Origin of the sequence: Paractinoplanes atraurantiacus (assembly GCF_900215205.1) — a bacterium.
Classification (GTDB): domain Bacteria; phylum Actinomycetota; class Actinomycetes; order Mycobacteriales; family Micromonosporaceae; genus Actinoplanes; species Actinoplanes atraurantiacus.
Genome location: NZ_OBDY01000010.1, coordinates 121,140 through 138,665 on the forward strand (window position 1 = coordinate 121,140; position 17,526 = coordinate 138,665).

At 69.6% G+C, this 17,526-nt stretch carries 17 protein-coding genes, 5 tRNA genes and 1 pseudogene; 17 read left to right on the forward strand and 6 right to left on the reverse strand.

Features of this window, described 5'->3' with window-relative positions:
• Positions 1 to 14 precede the first annotated feature (14 nt).
• The 5 genes and pseudogenes from CRP55_RS23185 to CRP55_RS23200 all read left to right on the forward strand — a co-directional run bounded on the left by CRP55_RS23185 (position 15) and on the right by CRP55_RS23200 (position 3,960).
• A complete protein-coding gene (locus CRP55_RS23185; protein WP_097322367.1) occupies positions 15 to 791 on the forward strand; it encodes a DUF6745 domain-containing protein in 777 nt (258 codons plus the stop codon).
• Positions 767 to 2,389: a dolichyl-phosphate-mannose--protein mannosyltransferase gene (locus CRP55_RS23190; RefSeq protein WP_097322230.1), complete on the forward strand. Its 1,623-nt coding sequence runs from the start codon at positions 767 to 769 to the stop codon at positions 2,387 to 2,389. Before CRP55_RS23185 ends, CRP55_RS23190 begins: the two co-directional genes overlap by 25 nt.
• Positions 2,390 to 2,459: 70 nt before the next feature.
• Complete coding sequence (locus CRP55_RS55725; protein WP_281260805.1) at positions 2,460 to 2,588, forward strand: hypothetical protein; 129 nt, start codon at positions 2,460 to 2,462, stop codon at positions 2,586 to 2,588.
• A gap of 84 nt (positions 2,589 to 2,672) precedes the next feature.
• Positions 2,673 to 2,852: pseudogene (locus CRP55_RS56510) on the forward strand (PDC sensor domain-containing protein); the annotation flags it as partial.
• A gap of 166 nt (positions 2,853 to 3,018) precedes the next feature.
• Positions 3,019 to 3,960 (forward strand): methyl-accepting chemotaxis protein, encoded by a 942-nt coding sequence (locus CRP55_RS23200; protein WP_281260808.1) that lies wholly within the window; start codon positions 3,019 to 3,021, stop codon positions 3,958 to 3,960.
• On the opposite strand, the gene CRP55_RS23205 is transcribed toward CRP55_RS23200, so the two are convergent.
• Positions 3,957 to 4,847: an NADP-dependent oxidoreductase gene (locus CRP55_RS23205; protein ID WP_097322233.1), complete on the reverse strand. Its 891-nt coding sequence runs from the start codon at positions 4,845 to 4,847 to the stop codon at positions 3,957 to 3,959. The two genes, CRP55_RS23200 and CRP55_RS23205, sit on opposite strands and share 4 nt — an antisense overlap.
• Before the next feature lie 298 nt (positions 4,848 to 5,145).
• Between CRP55_RS23205 and CRP55_RS23210 the strand changes: the two genes are divergently transcribed.
• The 5 genes from CRP55_RS23210 to CRP55_RS23230 all read left to right on the forward strand — a co-directional run bounded on the left by CRP55_RS23210 (position 5,146) and on the right by CRP55_RS23230 (position 5,693).
• Positions 5,146 to 5,218: transfer RNA gene (locus tag CRP55_RS23210), tRNA-Trp, on the forward strand.
• 153 nt (positions 5,219 to 5,371) lie between these two features.
• Positions 5,372 to 5,444, forward strand: a tRNA-Met gene (locus CRP55_RS23215).
• Positions 5,445 to 5,449: 5 nt separating this feature from the next.
• Positions 5,450 to 5,526 (forward strand) — tRNA-Arg (locus CRP55_RS23220).
• A gap of 13 nt (positions 5,527 to 5,539) precedes the next feature.
• A tRNA-Lys gene (locus tag CRP55_RS23225) sits at positions 5,540 to 5,612 on the forward strand.
• Positions 5,613 to 5,614: 2 nt separating this feature from the next.
• Positions 5,615 to 5,693: transfer RNA gene (locus CRP55_RS23230), tRNA-Met, on the forward strand.
• A gap of 61 nt (positions 5,694 to 5,754) precedes the next feature.
• Here CRP55_RS23230 and CRP55_RS23235 read toward each other — a convergent pair.
• Positions 5,755 to 6,501 (reverse strand): hypothetical protein, encoded by a 747-nt coding sequence (locus CRP55_RS23235; RefSeq protein ID WP_097322234.1) that lies wholly within the window; start codon positions 6,499 to 6,501, stop codon positions 5,755 to 5,757.
• Between the two features lie 128 nt (positions 6,502 to 6,629).
• On the opposite strand from CRP55_RS23235, the gene CRP55_RS23240 reads away from it, so the two are divergent.
• Positions 6,630 to 8,369 carry a pyruvate dehydrogenase gene (locus CRP55_RS23240; RefSeq protein ID WP_097322235.1) on the forward strand — a complete coding sequence of 580 codons (1,740 nt, stop codon included), beginning with the start codon at positions 6,630 to 6,632 and terminating at the stop codon, positions 8,367 to 8,369.
• A 1-nt stretch (position 8,370) separates the two neighbouring features.
• On the opposite strand, the gene CRP55_RS23245 is transcribed toward CRP55_RS23240, so the two are convergent.
• Positions 8,371 to 9,369 (reverse strand): fatty acid desaturase family protein, encoded by a 999-nt coding sequence (locus CRP55_RS23245; RefSeq protein WP_097322236.1) that lies wholly within the window; start codon positions 9,367 to 9,369, stop codon positions 8,371 to 8,373.
• Between the two features lie 110 nt (positions 9,370 to 9,479).
• Between CRP55_RS23245 and CRP55_RS23250 the strand changes: the two genes are divergently transcribed.
• The gene (locus tag CRP55_RS23250; protein WP_097322237.1) at positions 9,480 to 10,766 is read left to right on the forward strand and encodes a sensor histidine kinase; all 1,287 of its coding nucleotides are present in this window, start codon (positions 9,480 to 9,482) and stop codon (positions 10,764 to 10,766) included.
• Entirely contained in the window at positions 10,718 to 11,353 is a 636-nt protein-coding gene (locus tag CRP55_RS23255; protein WP_097322238.1) for a response regulator transcription factor, read from the forward strand. The genes CRP55_RS23250 and CRP55_RS23255 overlap by 49 nt, the downstream gene beginning before the upstream one ends.
• Here CRP55_RS23255 and CRP55_RS23260 read toward each other — a convergent pair.
• Positions 11,338 to 12,264 (reverse strand): LLM class F420-dependent oxidoreductase, encoded by a 927-nt coding sequence (locus tag CRP55_RS23260; RefSeq protein WP_097322239.1) that lies wholly within the window; start codon positions 12,262 to 12,264, stop codon positions 11,338 to 11,340. The two genes, CRP55_RS23255 and CRP55_RS23260, sit on opposite strands and share 16 nt — an antisense overlap.
• A 245-nt stretch (positions 12,265 to 12,509) precedes the next feature.
• On the opposite strand from CRP55_RS23260, the gene CRP55_RS23265 reads away from it, so the two are divergent.
• The 4 genes from CRP55_RS23265 (at position 12,510) to CRP55_RS23280 (ending at position 16,030) form a co-directional block, all read left to right on the forward strand.
• Positions 12,510 to 13,496: an ABC transporter substrate-binding protein gene (locus CRP55_RS23265; protein WP_097322368.1), complete on the forward strand. Its 987-nt coding sequence runs from the start codon at positions 12,510 to 12,512 to the stop codon at positions 13,494 to 13,496.
• 66 nt (positions 13,497 to 13,562) lie between these two features.
• Positions 13,563 to 14,381 (forward strand): ABC transporter permease, encoded by an 819-nt coding sequence (locus CRP55_RS23270; protein WP_438865810.1) that lies wholly within the window; start codon positions 13,563 to 13,565, stop codon positions 14,379 to 14,381.
• Between the two features lie 99 nt (positions 14,382 to 14,480).
• Entirely contained in the window at positions 14,481 to 14,888 is a 408-nt protein-coding gene (locus tag CRP55_RS23275) for a YciI family protein (RefSeq protein ID WP_097322240.1), read from the forward strand.
• Complete coding sequence (locus tag CRP55_RS23280) at positions 14,885 to 16,030, forward strand: RNA polymerase sigma factor (protein ID WP_097322241.1); 1,146 nt, start codon at positions 14,885 to 14,887, stop codon at positions 16,028 to 16,030. The genes CRP55_RS23275 and CRP55_RS23280 overlap by 4 nt, the downstream gene beginning before the upstream one ends.
• Before the next feature lie 109 nt (positions 16,031 to 16,139).
• Here the strand turns inward: CRP55_RS23280 and CRP55_RS23285 are convergent, their stop codons facing one another.
• Positions 16,140 to 16,322, reverse strand: coding sequence for a hypothetical protein (locus CRP55_RS23285; RefSeq protein ID WP_097322242.1), 183 nt, complete (start codon positions 16,320 to 16,322; stop codon positions 16,140 to 16,142).
• A 627-nt stretch (positions 16,323 to 16,949) separates the two neighbouring features.
• The gene (locus CRP55_RS52235) at positions 16,950 to 17,519 is read right to left on the reverse strand and encodes a hypothetical protein (RefSeq protein ID WP_143234820.1); all 570 of its coding nucleotides are present in this window, start codon (positions 17,517 to 17,519) and stop codon (positions 16,950 to 16,952) included.
• Positions 17,520 to 17,526 lie beyond the last annotated feature (7 nt).

The following is a 17,526-nucleotide window of genomic DNA, read 5'->3' on the forward strand; positions in this document are numbered from 1 at the left end:
TCCCGGAAGGGCGCGTGCGCCCTCGCGCTGTGATCGCGCTCGCGCGGCGGGACGCCGCGCTCCGTACGAACCTCTGGCAGCAGGCGGTGGAAATCCGCCGTGAATGGCTGGACATCGGATTCTCGACCGAGCCCGCCGACCGCCAGGTCACCGAAGAGGCCATCGCCTCGATCTATCACCGCCGGCCCCGGTTCGTCTGGGTCGATTCGCCGCGCGCGGCCCTGGAGCACCTCCACGGTCTGCCCACTCATGAGGACCTTCGGTCCTGGGTCGCGTCCCGCCGCCCGCCGGGCCGGCCGCCGATCGCCAGCGACATCGCGGCGGGGCTCTCCTTTCTCCGGTCCACGGTGGACGAGACGTACACCGAACCGCCCTCGGACCGGCCCGCCCCGAAGCGTAAGAAAGGCGAGTCCTGGCCCGTCCTGCCGCCGGAACGGGCCCTCGAGATGGGGCTTCCCTTTCGGGAGATCCTGGCCCAGGGTGTACGGGATTCGCTGTTCCGGACATTCTCCGCGTTCTACCTGAACGTGCGGGCGGCGCTCGGGCCTACGCCGGTGTGCTGGTACGGGCAACAGGACGCCTGGTGGATCGCCCACGTCGACGTGCTGCGCCGGCTCGGGCTGGCCGCACCCGGCGCCGGTCGCGAGCTGGCCGCCTGGGAGGCGCTGGCCCGATCGGCGGGCTGGTGGTGGCCCGGTGACGACCGGTGTGTGCTCGTCGAGCGGCCGGCCCTCGTACAACCGAAAAGGGTCGAGTACCGCGATGGATGGACGGTGACCGCGGCCGTCTGACGATTTCGTCCGCTGCCGGGCATCGATTTGCCGGTGCCCGGCCCTACGATCGCGGGGTGACGACAACGCTGGCTCCGGAGCCGACGGCTCTCCGTGCCGTGCCCGACATCATCCGGCGCCGGCTGGCGACCCTCGACAACTGGCTCGACCCGCATTCGTGGGCGGTCACCGGTGTCATCGTTGTGATCGCGGCGATCCTGCGGCTCAACGGCATCACCAGTGCCAAGGGCTACGTCTTCGACGAGGTCTACTATCCGACCGACGCCTGGGACATGCTCCAGCACGGCGTCGAGTGGGACGAGAAGACCAACGGCCCGGCGTACGTGGTGCATCCACCGCTGGGCAAATGGCTGATCTCGATCGGCGAGGCGATGTTCGGCAACACCGAGCTCGGCTGGCGCCTGATGCCCGCCGTGGCCGGCATCCTGATGATCCTGGTGCTCATCCGGGTGGCCTACCGGCTGTTCCACTCGGTGGTCCTGGCCGGCGCGGCCGGGCTGCTGATGACGCTCGACGGATACCAGCTCGTGCTGTCGCGCATCTCGCTGCTCGACATCTTCCTCGGCCTGTTCATCCTGATGACCTTCGCCGCGATCGTGATCGACCGCGACCACTACCGGCGCCGTCTGCTGCGGGCCTTGGAGAACGGGTTCGATCCGGAGAAGACGGCCTCCGTGCCGCGGATCGTGCCGTGGTGGCTGCTGGTCGCGGGGGTCATGCTGGGCCTGGCCGGCGGCGTGAAGTGGAGCGCGCTGTTCTTCGCGCCGTTCTTCGCGGCGCTGGTGATCGTCTGGCGGGTGCAGGCCCGGCGGTCGGCCGGCATCCAGGGGCCGTTCCTGGCCGGCATCCTCGGCGACCTGGGCTGGCTGATCCTCGCGCTCGGTGCGGCCTTCGTGGTCTACCTGGCCACGTGGACGGGGTGGTTCGTCACCGACACGGGCTACTTCCGGCACTACCGGGCCGACAACGGGCGCAGCGAGCCGCCGGTCATCGGCGCGCTGATGAACCTGTGGCACTACCACTCCGAGGCGTACAAGTTCCACAGTGGCCTGACCTCGAAGCACCCGTACCAGTCGTGGCCGTGGCAGTGGCTGCTGCTGGGCCGCCCGGTCAACTTCTACTGGCCGAGCGCGACCGGCTGCGGTGCTCCCAACTGCGTACGGCAGATCCTGCTCCTCGGCACCCCGGTCCTGTGGTGGTCGTTCCTGCCGGCGCTGGCCGCCCTGACCTGGTTCGGCATCGCCCGCCGCGACTGGCGGGCCTGGGCGATCGGCACCGGCGTGGTGGCCGGCCTGCTCCCGTGGTTCTACTACGCGATCAAGGACGGGCGCACGATGTTCTCGTTCTACGCGCTGCCCGCCCTGCCGTTCCTGATCCTCGCGGTCGTCTACGTGCTCGGCGCGATCATGACGCCGCGGGAGGGCGTCGCGGCCGGTTCGCAAAGGTCGGACCGGCAACTGATCGGCACGATCGCGGCGGCGGCGTACGTGGTCCTGGTCGCGCTCTGCTTCGCGTACTTCTATCCGATCTTCGTGGGCTCGTCGATCCCGTACGACAGCTGGTCGCAGCGAATGTGGCTGGGCGGCCGCTGGATCTGACGAAGCGCGGACCACCGGCTTCGCGTACGCCGACGAGGTCGCCCAGCGCAACGCCGCCGAGGTCCGGCAGGTGGTGCTGGGCGGGCTGTCCACGGCGCGTGATCTGGCGCAGGCGCTGACCGTGACCTCGAGCCGGGCCATCGCCAACGCCCAGACGCGCTCGATGCTGGCCGGGCACGACGACTTCCTGGGCGTCTAAACGGGGTGGGAGCCGGGCGCCTTCGACGGGCGCGACAGCCGCTATCGCAACGCGAGCAAGGGTGACGACGCGACCGGGCGTTTCGTGCCGTACTGGTACCGCGACGGCGGCCCGATCGCACTCACCGCGCTGGCCGACTACGACAAGAGCGGCCCCGGCGACTACTACCAGATCCCCAAGACCACCGGCGCCGAGAAGGTGATCGAGCCGTACCTGTACGAGGTGGGCGGCGTCGACACGCTGATCACCTCGGTCTCGGTGCCGATCAAGCGCGACGGGAAGGTCGTCGGCGTCGCCGGCATCGACATGTCGCCGGCCGGCCTGCAGACCCTGGTCGGCGCGATCAAGCCGTTCGGCACGGGCTGCGCGATGCTGGTCAGCACCGCGGGCGCGGTGGTCGGCGGCGGCCGCGCTCTACCTGGCCCGCACGATCGTGCGCCCGATCGAGAAACTGCGCGATCGGATGGCCGAGATCGCCGACGGCGACGGCGACCTGACCCAGCGGGTGACGGCCGCCCGCGACGACGAGGCCGGCCGGCTCGCTGGCGCCTTCAACCGCTGCGTGGAGAAGGTGGCGGTGACGATCCGCGGCATCGCCGACTCCGCGGGCCGGCTGACCGGCGCCGCGCAGGAGCTGAACCAGGTGAGCGCTCAGCTCCAGGCGGGCGCGGCCGACGCCTCGGGCCGGGCCACGACCGCCCGCTCGGCCAGCGAGCAGGTCAACTCCGGCGTGCACTCGATCGCGGCCGGCGCCGAGCAGATGACGGCCTCGATCGCCGAGATCTCGACCAACGCGACACGGGCCGCCCAGGTCGCCAACCAGGCCATTTCGGCCGCCGAGCGCACCAACGGCCAGGTGGCGGAGCTCGGCTCGGCCAGCGCCGAGGTCAGCGAGGTGGTCCGGCTGATCACGTCGATCGCCGAGCAGACCAACCTGCTGGCCCTGAACGCGACGATCGAGGCGGCCCGCGCGGGCGAGATGGGCAAGGGCTTCGCGGTGGTGGCGGGCGAGGTGAAGGAGCTGGCCCAGCAGACGGCACAGGCCACCGAGCAGATCACGGCCCGGATCGGGGCCATCCAGTCGTCGAGCACGGCCGCCGCGGCCGCGATCGGCGAGATCGCCGAGGTCATCAACCAGATCGGCGAGTACACGACGACGATCGCCTCGGCGGTCGAGGAACAGACCGCGACGACGGCCGAGATGAGCCGCACGGTGACCGAGGCCGCGGCCAACAGCGGCGACGTGGCCCACACCATCACCGGCGTGGCCGCGTCCACCGCGGGCGTGGCGTCGACGACCCAGCAGGCGGCGGCCAACCTTTCGCAGCTGGCGGCCGACCTGACGTCACTGGTCCGGGCGTTCCGCTATTAGAGCGTGACCACCACCTTGCCGCGGCCGTGCCCGGAGCCGACGTCGCGGTGGGCGTCGGCGGCGCGGGCCAGGGGATAGGCGGCCCGGACGTGGACGCGGAGCAGGCCGTCGGCGTACATCCCGGCCAGCTCGGCCAGGCGCTCCCGCGAGCGCAGCGGCGGGGTCACCTTGACGCCTTCGCGGCCGTGGTCGACCAGGGTGAGGACATTGCCGGTGAGGCCGAGCGAGACGTCCAGCGCCTCGCCACCCGCGCCGTCGAGGACGGCGTCGATGCCTTGCGGGGCGACGTCGCGTACACGTGAAGCAAGCCCTTGACCGTAAGAGACCGGGACGGCACCCAGCCCGCGCAGGTAGTCGTGATTGGCCGGGGCGGCGGTGCCGATGACCGTGGCGCCCCACGCGACGCCGAGCTGAACGGCGACGGTACCGACGGCACCGGCGGCACCGTGGATGAGCAGGGTGTCGCCCTTGGCCAGGCCCAGCTCGAGCAGGGCGATGTGCGCGGTCTGGGCGCCGGCGCTGAAACCGCCGGCGACCTCCCAGGGCATGCCCGCGGGCTTGGCGGTCACGTGCTCGGCCGGCACCACGATGTATTCGGCGTAGGCGCCCAGCATCCCGAACCCGATGACCTCCTGCCCCTCCCGCGCATCGGTGACGCCGGCGCCGACCTGATCGACGACGCCGGCGAACTCGTTGCCGGGGATCCGCGGAAACCCCGGCGGTGCTCCGGCCGGGTTCCAGCCTTCGCGCACGGCACAGTCGTACGGCTGGACGCCGGCCGCCCGGACCCGCACGCGCACCTCGCCGGCCCCGGCGTGCGGGGTCGGCACCTCCATCTCCCTCAGCACCTCGGGTGGTCCCGGCTTCTCGAACGCGGCTGCTCTCATGCGTCCACCGTCCTACTTGAACCGCGCTTCAGGTCAACCACTTCTTGTTCTTGAAAAAGGGATTGTCAGAATGGCGGACGCCGACTAATGTATGTCGAGTCAGAACGAGAACACGTGAGAAAGGGGAGCGAGATGATGTGGCAGGCCGCCAACATGGTCGCCCTCCGCGCGTGCGGATCGGCGTCCTGGCGACGAGCCATGAAGCGGCCCCTCTCGGGAGTGTGCAGGCGAAACAGCTGACCAGCAGCTGTGCGGCCGCCGCCCTCCCGGTTCGGGACGGGCGGCTTTTTCTTTTCGTATGGGCGTAGCTCAATTGGTGGAGCAACGGCCTCCAAAGCCGAAGGTTGCGGGTTCGATTCCTGCCGCCCGTGTGCTTAATTCCAAAACAATTTAATAGCACCCAGAAATGGGTCGAGGACGTGGCCACGCGGGCCGGCTACGGCGGGTAGGGCGACCGCCGGGCTAGCTGGGCGGGACTACTTGCGCTACCCACCCAACGCGCCGGCCACCCTTCGCCCTCACCAGTCGTCGTAGCTCAGCGGGAGAGCGCTGCCCTCATAAGGCGGAGGCCGGTTGGTTCGACACCACCCGACGACATGCAAGCCCTTGTAGCGCAGCTGGACAGCGCGCCGGTCTACGAAGCCGGAGATCGGGAGTTCGAATCTCCCCGAGGGCACCAGGGCTTGTCCTGGGCGCCGCTAGCTCAACGGGTAGAGCAACCGCCTCTTAAGCGGTGGGTTCGGGGTTCGAGTCCCTGGCGGCGCACTCGCAGGGTAGAGGAGTTCGGTCGTCCTTGCCGGCCTCATAAGCCGGAGATCGCGGGTTCAAATCCCGCCCCTGCCACCAACCTACGGGGGGTGCGCCGGCCGCCGGATCGCGACGATCCGGCGGCCGGTGCCGCGCTCTGTCAGTCGTAGTAGAAGTCCATCGCCTCGCCGACGCGTTTCGGCTTGGCGACCGTGACCGGCTTGCCGTGTGCGCTGAAGGTGGTCGTCATCTTCAGCGTCTCCTTGTTGTTGACCTGCACGTCGATCCGGGTGATCCAGCCGTTGGCGTCGGTGAAGGCCTTGAAGTCGGCCGAGCCACCGATGATCCAGATGCTGGGCGCGCCGATCGGCAGGAAGTCCTCCTTGCCCGCGCTCGGGTCGAATGTGCCGCTGAAACCGCGCGGGCCCGTCTTCCGTACGGTCTCAATCGATTTGGTGAAAGCGGCCAAGCCGTTCGGGTCGGCCATGTCGACCTGGAGGTACGAGTCCTTCTTGATCCGCCTCAGGTCGAGGTGGACCCAGGTGCCCTCGCCGGCCTCCTTCTCGTAGAGGTCGCCGGCGATGACGATCCGCTGACGTGACTGCGGGTCCTTGTCGCCGCCGGTGACCTTCGTGGTGGTGGAGAGCTTCTTCGCTTTCGGGTCGTACGTGCCGCCGCCCTGGATGCGCTGCTTCTCGGGTGCGGCCGCGTTGACCGCGAACTTGTACGGCGCCTTGTGCGTCTTCTGCAGCGCGGTAATGAGATCGGGCTTGGCGGTATCGAGTGGCGACGGCGACGGTGATGGCGCCGCCGCGGTGGAAGATCGGCCATGGGCGATTTGTGCGGATGATGAGCATCCGGCCAGCATGGAACCGGCCAGAGCCAATATGACCAGACTCTTCTTCATTTATCCCCCGTGTGGTGCCTGACGTGCATCGATACCTTAGATCAACCCGTGTGTGAGGAGCGACTCCGTTGCGCCGGCGACGGCCGCGGGTACCCAGACCCCCGTATCCACGAGGGCGGGAGGCCGAAATGTTCGGCAGGAGTCAGACGGTGGCGGACCAGCTGGTCGAGGTGCTGGTCCAGGCGGGTGTGCGGCGCATCTACGGGATCGTGGGCGACAGCCTCAACTCGCTGAGCGACGCGATCCGGCGCAGCGACGAGATCGAATGGGTGCACGTGCACAACGAGGAGGCGGCGGCGTTCGCGGCGGCCGCCGAGGCGCAGCTCACCGGCAAGCTGGCGGTCTGCGCCGGCAGTTGCGGGCCGGGCAACACCCACCTGATCCAGGGCGTCTTCGACGCGCACCGCTCGGGCGTGCCGGTGCTGGCCCTGGCCTCGCACATCGTCTCGACCGAGATCGGCACCGGCTTCTTCCAGGAGACCGACCCGAAGCGCCTGTTCGAGCAGGCCAGCCACTGGACCGAGATGGTGTCGTCGCCCGAGCAGATGCCGCGGATGGCCCGGGTGGGCATCCAGACCGCGGTCGGCAAGCGGGGCGCGGCCGTGCTCGTGCTGCCGGGGGATGTGCTGGCGATGGAGGCGACGAACGAGACCGGTGCGGGCCATCCCGTGGCCGGTCCGGTGATCGGCGCGCCGCCGGCCGAGGTGATCGAGGATCTGGCCGTACGGATCAACGCCGCCGGCAAGGTGGCGATCTTCGGTGGGATCGGGTGCACGGGCGCGCGCGACGAGGTGCTGGAGCTGGCCGGGGTGCTGAACGCGCCGGTCGGGCACACCCTGCGCGGCAAGGACGTCCTGCAGTACGACAACCCGTACGACGTGGGAATGACCGGTCTTCTGGGTTATGGCTCCTGCTACGAGGCCATGCACGAGGCCGACCTGGTCCTGCTGCTGGGCACCGACTTCCCGTACCGCCAGTTCCTGCCGCAGAAGAACACGATCCAGGTCGACATCGACCCGTCGCGGCTGGGCCGGCGCACCGCGCTCGAGCTGGGCGTGGCCGGCGACGTCGGCGCGACGATCCGCGCCCTGCTGCCCAAGCTGCGCCAGAAGGACGGCAAGTTCCTGGGCAAGATGCTGCACAAGCACGTCGACGAGCTCGACAAGGTGGTCAACGCCTACACCCACGACGTCGACAACCTGGTGCCGATCCACCCCGAGTACGTGGCCCGGGTGCTCGACGAGGAGGCGGCCGACGACGCGGTCTTCACCGTCGACACGGGCATGTGCTGCAGCTGGGCCGCCCGTTTCATCACCCCGAACGGGCGGCGCCGGATCCTCGGCTCGTTCGTGCACGGCACCATGGCCAACGCCCTGCCGCACGCGCTCGGCGCCGCCAAGCTCGACCCGCGGCGCCAGGTGGTCTCGATGTCGGGTGACGGCGGCCTGGCCATGCTGCTCGGTGAGCTGCTCACCGCCCGTACCCATCAATTGCCCGTCAAGGTCGTGGTCTTCAACAACTCGAGCCTGGGCATGGTCCGCCTCGAGATGATGGTGGCCGGCGACCCGCCCTACGAGACCGACCACGACGCGGTCGATTTCGCGGCCATCGCGAAGGCCGCGGGCTTCCACACCGTGCGGGTGGAGAAGCCGGGCGAGCTCAGGGCGGCACTGCGCTCGGTGCTCGACCACGACGGGCCGGCGCTGCTCGACGTGGTGACCGACCCGAACGCGCTGGAGATCCCGCCGCACATCACGGCCGAGGAGGCGAAGGGGTTCGCCCTCGCCGCCGGCAAGACGGTGCTCGCCGGCGGCGTCGGTCAGATGCTGCAGCTGGCCCGCACGAACCTGCGCAACTTCCCCCGTTGATCTATCGGCGGAGGTCGGCTCCCACCTCGTGCAGATGTGTCAGGGCCTGCCGGTATGAATCGGTCAGGCTGGTCATCTCGTACGGGACGCCGATCTCCGCGCAGTACGCCTGCACGATCGGCTGCGCCTTGGGCAGGTTGGGCGTCGGCATCGCCGGGAACAGGTGGTGCTCGATCTGGTAGTTCAGCCCGCCCAGGGCGATGTCGGTGAGCCGGCCGCCGCGCACGTTGCGCGAGGTCAGTACCTGCTTGCGCAGGAAGTCCTCGGTGCCGTCGGGGTGTGGCATGCCCTTATGGTTGGGCGCGAAGGTCATTCCAAGATAGACACCGAAGATCGCTTGGTGTACGACGAAGAACGCGACCGCCTGCAGCGGAGTCAGCACCAGCGCCAATGCCGCGATATATCCGATAAAATGGACACCAAGCAGAGTGGCTTCGACGCCGCGGCGCTTGACCGTTCCGTTCAGCAATGCCCGGACGCTGTCTTTCTTCAGCGACAAGCCGAGCAACGTCAGCAACGGAAAGAAGAGATATGCCTGATATTTCCCGATAAAACCTCTGGCGTTCTCTGGCGACCATGCCAGCACGCCCGGGCCGACGTCCGGATCGAGGTCGTCGTGGTTCGGGTTGGCGTGATGCTTGGTGTGCTTGTCCATCCAGTAGCCGTAGGACATGCCCATGGCCAGATTCGCCACGATCATGCCGGCCCGGGAGCTCGGCTTGTTGGTGCGGAACACCTGCCGGTGGGCCAGGTCGTGCGCGACCAGCGCCGTCTGGGCGAAGACCACCGCGAGGAACGCCGCCACCGCGAGGGTCCACCACGACGCCCCGATCACGAAGAAGGCGCCCCAGCCGGCCACGAGAGCGGCCGCGACCAGGCTGAGGCGCAGCGCGTAGTAGCCCGGCCGCCGGCGCAGCAGACCGGCCGCGTTGATCCGCCGGTTGAGTTCCGCGAAGTCGCTGCCGGCCGTCGCTCTCGGCCGCTCTGCCATAGTCGTCATGCCGATCAAGGCTTCCCGGTTTCCCGCGCGAGGGCAGTAATGCCAGGCCCCCGAATTCGGTAGGGCTAGCACTACTGACCCGACCGGCGCCGGTGGGTCACGATGAGTCGGTGGAGACACGAGACTGGATACGCGACGGGCTGCGGGCGGTGGCCACCGGGCTGCTGACGATCGTGCTGGCGATCATGAACATCCCGCTGTTCGTGTTCTTCGTGCTCGGGCTGGTGCTGACCCCGGTGCTCGGCCTCGGGCTGGTGATGGTGCCGGGCGTGACCGCGCTGATCCGGGCCAAGGCCGACCTGTCCCGGCGGCTCGCCGGGTGGTACGGGGTGCACATCGAGCGGCCCTACCGCCCGCGCCCCGAGGGCAGCCTGCCGATCGGCTGGGGCGCGTTCCGGCGGATCGTCGCCGACCCGGCCACCTGGCGCGACTTCGCCTGGCTGCTGCCGGGCGCGGTGGCCGGACTGGCCCTCGGCGTCCTCACGCTGTTCCTGCCGGCGTACGGACTGGAGGGCATCATCCTGCTGCCGCTCTGGCTGCACCTCGGCGGTGTCTGGTACGGCTACGGCGTCAACTGGCCGATCGAGAGCGTCGCCCAGGGCTTCCTGTCGCTGCCCCAGGGCGTGCTCATCCTCATGCTGGGCCTGGTCGTCGCGCCCTACCTGCGCCGCTTCGACGCGCTGTTCAACCAGCTCTTCCTCGGGCCGACCAAGGCCGCCGAGCTGCGCTCGCGGGTCAGCCGGCTGACCGTCACCCGGGCCGACGCGGTCGACGCCCAGGCCGCCGAGCTGCGCCGCATCGAGCGCGACCTGCACGACGGCGCCCAGGCCCGGCTGGCCTCGCTCGGCATGACCATCGGCCTGGCCGAGGAGCTGGTCGAGCGCGACCCGGCCACCGCCCGCAAGCTACTGGCCGAGGCCCGCGAGACGAGCTCCGACGCGCTGACCGAGCTGCGTCACCTGGTCCGCGGCATCCACCCGCCGGTGCTGGCCGAGCGTGGCCTCGACGGGGCCGTGCGCGCGCTCGCGCTGACCCTGCGCATTCCGACGTCGGTCGATTCCTCGCTCACCGGCCGTCTCGAGACGCCGGTCGAGTCCGCTGCCTACTTCGCGGTCGCCGAGTGCCTGGCCAACGTGGTGCGCCACAGCGGCGCGACCTTCGCCTACGTCAGCATGCGCCGCGAGGGCGACCTGCTGCTCCTCGAGGTCGGCGACGACGGGCACGGCGGCGCCGACCCGGCGCGGGGGACGGGTCTGGCCGGAATGGAACGACGCCTCGCCGCCTTCGATGGCACGATGTCCGTGTCCAGCCCGCCGGGCGGACCGACCATCGTGACCATGGAGCTGCCGTGCGCGTCGTCATCGCCGAGGACCATGCTCTCCTCCGGGACGGACTGACCCGGATCCTTCAGGCGTTCGACTACGAGGTGATCGCCGTCGTCGACAACGGCCCGTCGGTGCTGCCCACACTGCTGGAGCAGAAACCCGACGTGGCCGTCCTCGACGTCCGGCTCCCGCCGACCTTCACCGACGAGGGGCTCCAGGCGGCCATCGCCGCGCGGGCCGAGGTGCCGGGTCTGCCGATCCTGGTGCTGTCCCAGCACGTCGAGCCGTTGTACGCGCGGGAGCTGCTCTCCGACCGCAAGGGCGGCGTCGGCTACCTGCTGAAGGACCGGGTGTCCGACGTGGCCCAGTTCATCGACGCGGTGCAGCAGGTCGCGGGCGGTGGCACGGTGATGGACCCCGAGGTCGTGGCCCAGCTGCTCGAGCGCAACCGGCCGATCGACGTGCTCACGGCCCGCGAGCGCGAGGTGCTCGGCGAGATGGCGGCCGGCCGGTCCAACGCGGCGATCGCGGGCCGGCTCTTCGTCACCGAGAAGGCCGTGAGCAAGCACATCAACAACATCTTCACCAAGCTCGGCCTGCCGCCCTCGGAGGACGACAACCGCCGGGTGCTGGCCGTGCTGGCCTATCTGGACAGCTGAGGCAGCACCTCGGAGGCGATCAGGTCGACGTGGTCGAGGTCGTCCATCTCGGTGATCCGCAGGTGGACGCGGGTCGCGCCGATCTCCCGCAACTCGCCGATCCGCTGGACGAGGCGGCCGGGGGAGCCGACCACCGGGTCCTCCGGCGGCAGCACGCTCTTGGCGTGCAGCGGGGCCTCGCGGCGCTTGGCCTCGGCGTCGGTCCGCCCCAGGGCCACGACGACACCGGCCGAGAAGGTGATCGGGCGCGTGCGGTCCTTGGCGGCCACCCGCACCCGCTCGAAGGCGGCGGCGGTGTCGGCCACGCTCTTGAACGGCATGTTGTATTCGTCGGCGTAGCGGGCGGCCAGCTCGGGCGTGCGCTTCGGCCCCTTGCCACCCACGATGATCGGCGGATGCGGCCGCTGGACCGGCCGGGGCAGGGCGGGCGCGTCGCGGAGCTGATAGTGCTTTCCGTCGTACGAGTAAGCCTCGCCCTCGGGCGTCCCCCAGATCCCGGTCAGGATCTTCAACTGCTCCTCGAGGCGGTCGAAACGCTCACCCAGCGGCGGGAACGGGATGCCGTACGCGCTGTGCTCGATCTCGACCCAGCCCGCGCCCATGCCGAGCTCGACCCGGCCGCCGCTCATCTGGTCGACCTGCGCCACCATGATCGACAGTGGACCGGGCAGCCGGAACGTGGCCGAGTTGACCAGCGTGCCCAGGCGCAGCGTGGTCGTCTCGCGGGCCAGGCCGGCCAGAGTGATCCACGCGTCCGTCGGGCCGGGCAGCCCCGGCTCGGGCGTCAGCGACCGGTAGTGGTCGGCCCGCAGCAATCCCTCGAAACCGGCGTCCTCGGCGTGCCGGGCCAACCTCAATTGGGTGTCGTACGTCGCACCCCGGTGCGGCTCGATGAACAGACAGACGCGCATCATCGTCCCTAATTTCCCTGATCGGACGCATACCCGGCTCATCATGATCGATCGTGAAGGATCCGTCCACTTCGGGGTTGAGACGAACTTGTCATCGATGTATGGAGCAGTTTGCCCTACGATCCCCGGTCGGGGCATCCCCGTCCCCGCTCGGCGTTTTGCCGGGAACATACCCCCACCGGAGGATCACGGTGCAGAGAAGGACCTTCGTGCGATCGGTCGTCGCCGGCGCCCTCGCCCTCACGATGAGCGCCGCGGCCGGCTGCTCCGACGACTCCGGCGACTCCGACGGCAAGTCCGGCGGCGCCAACGGCTCGACCGAGAAGATCACCTACCTGACCTCCTTCAACACCTTCGGCCGGGACGCGTACGCCTATGTCGCCCTCGAAAAGGGCTACTTCAAGGACGCGGGCTTCGACGTCGAGATCAAGCCGGGCTCCGGCACCGGTAACAACATCAAGGCCATCGTGGCCGGTCAGGCCCAGTTCACCCCGGTCGACCTCACCGGCGCCCTGCTGAACGCGGGCGGCAAGGACAAGGTCACCGGCTTCACCGCGGTCGCCGCGATCCAGCAGCGCACGATGGCCGCGATCATCGCGCTCGAGGACAGCAAGATCGCCTCGCCGAAGGACCTGGAAGGCAAGCTCATCGCCGACCAGCCCGGCTCCGTGGTCCAGGGTCTGTTCCCGACGTACGCGAAGCTCGCGAACATCGACGAGACCAAGGTCAAGTGGCAGCCGACCAGCGCGCAGACGCTGATGGGCACGCTCGCCTCGGGCAAGGTGCAGGGCATCGGCCAGTTCGTCGTCGGCAAGCCCACGGTGGAGGGCATCGCCAAGAAGAAGGCGGTCGTCCTGCCGTACAGCGATTACCTCCAGGACCTCTACGGCAACGTCCTGATCACCTCCAGCGACTACGCCAAGAACAACCCGGAGAAGGTCAAGAAGTTCAACGAGGCGTTGCTCAAGGGCCTCCAGGACTCCATCGACAACCCGGCCGACGCCGGCAAGATCCTCACGAAGTACGTCCCGACGGCGAAGCCCGAGGGCGCGGCCGCCGAGCTCACCCTGATGGGCCCGTACGTCCGTTCGGCCGCCGCCGGCATCCCGGTCGGCGCGCTCGACGCCGAGCGCGTGGCCCGCAGCATCGCGATCCTGCAGGGCTCCGGCCAGATCGACCCGGGCCTCAAGCCCGAGTCCGTCATCGACTTCGATCTGACGCCGAAGGCCTGATCCTCTCTTTCGGTGGGGCGCGCCGTCTCTCGACGGCGCGCCCGCCCTCGGTAAGGAGCCCTCGTGGTGCAGGAGACGTTGACGCGGCCTGACTCGCCGGCCGCCGCCCCGCCCCGCCGTCGCTGGTCGCCGTCGGTGGTCCTGTGGCCGCTGCTCGGCCTCGTGGTCACCGTCGCGGTGTGGTGGCTGTCCGTCGAGATGTTCGACGTGCAGACGATCATCCTGCCGTCCCCGCCCCAGGTGGTGGACGCGTTCACCCAGTACCCGTCGCTGCTCCTGAAGGCCACCTGGGGCACCACGAAGATCACGCTGATCGGCTTCGGGCTGTCGGTCGTCGTCGGCGTGGCCATCGGCGCCGCGCTGGCCGCGTGGAAGCCGTTCGAGCGCGCCTTCGCCCCGCTGCTGGTGGCGCTGAACGCGGTGCCCAAGGTGGCCCTGGCCCCGCTGATGATCGCCTGGTTCGGTTTCGGCAACACCCCGGTGCTGGCGATGGCGTTCCTGGTCTGCTTCTTCCCGATCGTCCTGTCCACGGCGACCGGCCTGACCAGCACACCGGCCGACCTGGCCGAGCTGGCCCGGTCGCTGGACGCGACCCGCCTGCAGACCTTCCACCGCATCCGGGTTCCCGGCGCCCTGCCGCAGATCTTCACCGGCCTCAAGCTGGCCATGCCGCTGGCCGTGATCGGCGTGGCGGTCGGCGAGATGCAGTCCGGCTCGGTCGACGCCGGCCTCGGCACCATCATCGTGCAGACCAGCGGCCAGGGCGACACGGCCACGGCCTTCGCCGCACTGACCCTGATGGCGATCGTGAGCATCGTGCTCTACTACGCCCTGGTCTGGCTGGAGAAGGTGTCGCTGCCGTGGGTGCGCGGCACAACTGGTTAGAAGTTTTTCCGCCGGCCATGTCGAGAACGCGTGTGCGGCTCCGTCCCCGGTGGTGAGAGCGACCAGAATGGGGTCGCCGAGGCACCGAGGAGAACCATCATGGCCAAGTACCTGCTGCTCAAGCACTACCGTGGCGCCCCGTCGGCGGTCAACGACGTGCCGATGGACAAGTGGGCCCCCGAAGAGATCACGGCCCACATCAAGTACATGAACGACTTCGCGGCCCGTCTCGAGAAGACCGGCGAGTTCGTCGACGGCCAGGCGCTCGCCCCCGAGGGCGAGTGGGTCCGCTACGACGGCGAGGGACGCCCGCCGGTCACCGACGGCCCGTTCGCCGAGACCAAAGACCTCATCGCCGGCTGGATGATCATCGACGTCGACAGCCGCGACCGCGCCGTCGAGTTGGCCGGGGAGTTGTCGGCGGCCCCCGGCGCCGGCGGCAAGCCCATCCACGAGTGGCTCGAGGTCCGCCCGTTCCTGACCGAGATGCCGACCATCACCGAATGAACTCGTCCCTGCTGAGGAGCCTCACTCCCAGCGTGATCGGGGTCCTCGTCCGCCGCGGAGCCGACTTCGCGGCGGCCGAGGACGCCGTACAGGACGCTTTGATGGAGGCCGTACGGGCGTGGCCCACCGCCGAGCCTCGCGACCCCAAAGCCTGGCTGATCACGGTCGCCTGGAACAGGTTCCTCGACGCCACCAGGGCCGACACGGCCCGCCGCCGCCGCGAGGACCTGGTCGACGCCGAACCGGCCCCCGGCCCGGCCGCGGCCGCCGACGACACCCTGCGCCTGTACTTCCTGTGCGCCCACCCGTCACTGACCCCGTCCTCGGCGGTGGCGCTGACCCTGCGCGCCGTCGGCGGCCTGACGACCCGCCAGATCGCCGAGGCGTACCTGGTCCCCGAGGCCACGATGGCCCAGCGCATAAGCCGCGCCAAGAAGACGGTCTCGACGGTCCGCTTCGACCAGCCGGGCGACGTGGCCACGGTCCTGCGCGTGCTGTACCTGGTCTTCAACGAGGGCTACTCCGGCGACGTCGACCTGGCCGCGGAAGCCATCCGCCTGACCCGCCAGCTGTCCGCGGCGTTCGACCACCCCGAGGTGGCCGGCCTGCTCGCCCTGATGCTGCTGCACCACGCCCGCCGCCCGGCCCGCACGGCCCCCGACGGCAGCCTGATCCCGCTGGCCGACCAGGACCGCACCCGCTGGGACACCAGCTTGATCGCCGAGGGCGTCCAGATCCTCCAGCTGGCCCTGTCCCGGGACCGCCTGGGCGAGTTCCAGGCCCAGGCCGCGATAGCCGCCCTGCACGCCGACGCCCCCACCGCCGAGGAGACGGACTGGCTGCAGATAGTTGAGTGGTACGACGAGCTGGCCGCACTCACCGACAGCGCGGTGGTCCGGCTGAACCGAGCCGTGGCGGTAGGCGAGGCCGACGGCCCCCAGGCCGGCTTGGCGGCCTTGACCCCCCTCGACCCGTCCTTGCCGCGCTACACGGCAGTCGCCGCCCACCTCCACGAACGAGCCGGCGACCTGCCCACCGCCGCCCGCTTGTACGCCCAGGCCGCCCGAGAGGCCACCAACGCCGCCGAACGAGATCACCTGACCCGCCAGGCCGCCCGCCTCAACACCCAAGGCCATGCCTGACCCTCCTGGGTGACATGCGGTCGAGCGCGTCGGAAGTCGTGTACGTTGGGTTCACCAGCGAGAGCCCCCGCCATTCGGCCGGGGCATTCTTGCTTTCTGGCCGCACCCCTCAGGTATGCGGTCTGAGAAGATCAGCCACGGTCAGACCGGTCTCGCCTCCGACGAGATTGAGCCCGACTTCGGCCCGGGCGGCGAGGTCGAGCGGGGCAAGGCCTTCGACCAACGACGCATGAGTAATCCGGTCGAGCCCGGCGCCCACCAGCGGCACGGCGATCCGCAGGGCTGCCTTCACCGCCACTCCTTGCGTGGAGCCGCCGTGAAGAACGATGTTGCGGGTCCGGTACAGACGCCGCAACGCGATCCGGAATACGGCGGCTACGGTCGCGAGCTGCCTCGGCCACAGCGGACGCCCGCTCCCGGTTGGTGCCGCAGGTCTCCAGCCTCTTTGCCAGGGCGTCGGGAGTCTCGGGTTGACGCCTGTAGGCCAGAGCTGTCAGCTCGGCGCGAGGCCACGAGCATGCCAGGATGGCCGCCAACCGGTCGGCGGCGACGGCCTTCCCCGACCTCTCCTCCTCAGCAGGGTCGTCAGGATGCGACAACAGCGATTCGATCGCGGCCCACGCGCCTGCGACCGCAGGGGCGAGAACACCGTGGTTCATGGGGGCGGCCAACTCGAGCGCGTCGTTGATCAGCATGCGCTGCCCGTCGACCCGGTAGAGATGGCCCTCGTTCACCATGGACAGCACGTAGGCGCCTCTGGTCGGCGTGGCGAGAGGGATCGGGTCGGGGTGCTGATCGACCCAGAGTTGCGAGGCGGGCTTAATTCCGATCTTGTTGCCGCGTACGAAGGACGACCGCGCCACCGGGCGATCGACGAGTTCGCGAACCTGGTCGGCCGCGCCGAACGGATCACGCGAGGTCACCCTGTAGAGAAAACCTCCGGCGGCGCGCATGCCGCTGGTGGAATGACCACGTTGTTCGAGCCGTGCTTCTGTGCTTGTCCGAGTTCGGGCGCGCTCTCCAAGGCCGCGAGGACAGCGAATTCTCGTGGCGCCGCGGAGCCGAGCGCGATCGCTTGCTCGAGAATCTCCTCGGTGCTCGCCCGGCGGCGGGAAAGAGACCCGATCCACGTCGCCAGGTGGGTCGCGTCGTAGCCGAGATCGAGCAGGTGTGCTGTGACGAGGCGGGCGAGCCGCTCCGGCTGCGGTCGATGCTCCCCTGGCTTGGCGACCGCGGTCGCCCACCGGCTCAGGTATCCGCTGCGAGCATGGGCGATGACCTCCCGCAGCCGGCGGTGAGCCGGGCTGGGGTCAGGCAGCGGTTTGTTCAGCAGAGCGGTCAGCTCGGCGCGCAGATCCCTGTCCCCGAGGCCGAAATCAGGGCCGATGACCTTCACCAACTGATGGCGCTGCCAATCGACCGCGGCGGCGGACAGCACGCGGTGTCGCGCCCAGAAGCCTGCTTCCAGTAACTCCTCCAGGGCGAGCAACGATCCG

Excerpts from the sequence above, each read along its gene's own strand:
- CRP55_RS23280 (WP_097322241.1), top strand. The coding sequence starts at position 14,885 with ATGAACTCGTCCCTGCTGAGGAGCCTCACTCCCAGCGTGATCGGGGTC.
- CRP55_RS23235 (WP_097322234.1), bottom strand. The coding sequence starts at position 6,501 with ATGAAGAAGAGTCTGGTCATATTGGCTCTGGCCGGTTCCATGCTGGCC.
- CRP55_RS23265 (WP_097322368.1), top strand. The coding sequence starts at position 12,510 with ATGAGCGCCGCGGCCGGCTGCTCCGACGACTCCGGCGACTCCGACGGC.
- CRP55_RS23205 (WP_097322233.1), bottom strand. The coding sequence starts at position 4,847 with ATGAGAGCAGCCGCGTTCGAGAAGCCGGGACCACCCGAGGTGCTGAGG.
- CRP55_RS23245 (WP_097322236.1), bottom strand. The coding sequence starts at position 9,369 with ATGACGACTATGGCAGAGCGGCCGAGAGCGACGGCCGGCAGCGACTTC.
- CRP55_RS23260 (WP_097322239.1), bottom strand. The coding sequence starts at position 12,264 with ATGCGCGTCTGTCTGTTCATCGAGCCGCACCGGGGTGCGACGTACGAC.
- CRP55_RS23190 (WP_097322230.1), top strand. The coding sequence starts at position 767 with ATGGACGGTGACCGCGGCCGTCTGACGATTTCGTCCGCTGCCGGGCAT.
- CRP55_RS23240 (WP_097322235.1), top strand. The coding sequence starts at position 6,630 with ATGTTCGGCAGGAGTCAGACGGTGGCGGACCAGCTGGTCGAGGTGCTG.
- CRP55_RS23275 (WP_097322240.1), top strand. The coding sequence starts at position 14,481 with ATGGCCAAGTACCTGCTGCTCAAGCACTACCGTGGCGCCCCGTCGGCG.